1 protein-coding gene is annotated in these 867 nt (G+C 69.2%); it reads right to left on the reverse strand.

The window, feature by feature from the left end:
* Positions 1-168: 168 nt before the first annotated feature.
* Positions 169-867, reverse strand: a 699-nt coding sequence (locus QSJ19_RS26580; RefSeq protein ID WP_286324057.1) for a zinc-binding dehydrogenase, incomplete at its 5' end; no start/stop codon positions are given.

Consider the following 867-nt stretch of genomic DNA (forward strand, 5'->3'; position numbering starts at 1 on the left):
CCGAAGGCCGGCCACCCGTGAGGGTTGCCGGCCTTCGGCATTGGCGCCTGAGTCGCTCTTGGGTGGACGCCCCGGCCTCGCCTGCGCAGTGGCTGCGCGACGCGGCGGTGGGCGCCGTTGCCGCGGCGGTCGATGACGGTCGCGTACCGAGAAGCTGCCGGCCTCGGACTACATCGCGGCGACGGTCAGGACCGCTTGCCCACTTGCCAGTGCGACACGTGCCGGTAGCGCCCCAACATCGGGGCACATTCCGTCGCGGGGCCAGTCGCGCGTTCTGGGCGCGGGAGAATACGGCGGTCTCAGCCGTGTTCTCAGGGATGGTGGTCGCTGTATGTAGCACTGTTCCCGTCGTTTTCGAGCAGGTCCGGTGCGACGACCACGACGACTTGCCGTCCCTGACTGGACGGCGGCGTGCGCGACGGCAATGTCGTCGAGGCCGCATGTCGCGGCGATCGTCGGTCGGAGCACGCCCCGGGTCAGCGCGTCGGTGAGGTGGACGAGACCGGGCCTGCGTTGCTCGGCGGGCATCGTGAACACCTGGATCGTTCGGATGCCGGCCCCCGTGACCTGCAAGGCGAAACACGGTACTTGCGCCTCGGGGCGGGAGGGGGAGGAATAGGCCGCGATGGTCCCGTATGCGGCGAGGATGTCGGTGTCGAGTCGGATGTTGGCCGCGAAGTCGACCTCTACCACGAGGTCGGCGCCGGACGGGGCGATGAACAGCACTCGTTCGCCGACGTCGTCGTGGCGACAGTTGACGATGTGATGTGCACCTGCACGGCGGGCCCGCTCGGCTTTCGACGCCGAGCTCACGGTCGCAATGACGGTTGCGCCGGCATCGCGGGCGAGCTGCACGGAGAGTTCCCC

The sequence above is a fragment of the Gordonia sp. ABSL11-1 genome, assembly GCF_030315685.1.
Lineage (GTDB): Bacteria > Actinomycetota > Actinomycetes > Mycobacteriales > Mycobacteriaceae > Gordonia.